The 297-nt window shown below is 53.5% G+C and carries 1 protein-coding gene; it reads right to left on the bottom strand.

The window, feature by feature from the left end; translation table 11 throughout:
• A partial coding sequence (locus tag AVJ23_RS22520; protein WP_157772777.1) for a DUF302 domain-containing protein occupies nucleotides 1-297 on the bottom strand: 297 nt, incomplete at both ends.

Below are 297 nucleotides of genomic sequence, written 5' to 3'. Positions count from 1 at the left end.
TCAACACCGTCTAGATCATCCATAGTCTCTTTGGGGTCTTCATAGGCCAACCAAACCTGACCGTTTTCGTCCTCGTATGCCTGCACTTTCAGCGGCAAGAATAATCCTGCACGCGGATCAATCTGCATAGCGGGCGTACCCATCGCGGGGTTGCCGAAGATCAGCACTTGATTGGCTGGAATGGTCAGCCCAACCTTTTCGGCCCCAGCTGCGTGATCAATGCGTGCAAAAACGGTTGCACCCGCATTACCAAAAGCGTCCTCAAACCCATCCAGCGCCTCTGACACCGATTTGTCT

Origin of the sequence: Pseudoponticoccus marisrubri (assembly GCF_001482405.1) — a bacterium.
Lineage (GTDB): Bacteria > Pseudomonadota > Alphaproteobacteria > Rhodobacterales > Rhodobacteraceae > Pseudoponticoccus > Pseudoponticoccus marisrubri.
Note: the sequence above shows the minus strand (reverse complement) of the source record. Positions and strands in the feature narration are given on the sequence as shown.